The sequence below is a fragment of the Bradyrhizobium sp. Kon56 genome (assembly GCF_055807635.1).
Map to the genome: position 1 here is coordinate 1 of NZ_JBVVOU010000484.1, position 260 is coordinate 260.

General features: G+C 67.3%; 1 protein-coding gene. It reads left to right on the forward strand.

Going from position 1 to position 260, the window contains the following annotated elements; translation table 11 throughout:
* Nucleotides 1-260: hypothetical protein (locus AC0L3B_RS39755; protein WP_473383357.1), on the forward strand; the 260-nt coding region annotated here is incomplete at both ends.

Sequence of the window (260 nt, forward strand, 5' to 3'; positions counted from 1 at the left end):
TGAGTCGCTGGACACCCTGGGCCTGGCCGGTGCGGGCTTGACGCGCCTGACGTTCACCGACCACCGCGTCGCGCAGGAAGATATTCTGGGGCACGAGCGCCGCGAGCTTTTGCAGGGGCTCAACGCCCTGAGCCTGGTATTCGAACGTCATCGGCCCATGGTGGCGGCCATGGCCCTGGGCACCACGTTCGGCCTGCTCACCGCGCTTGATGTGCGCCCGGTGTCGGCTGCGGTAAAACGTTGGTCGGCAAGGCAGTGGC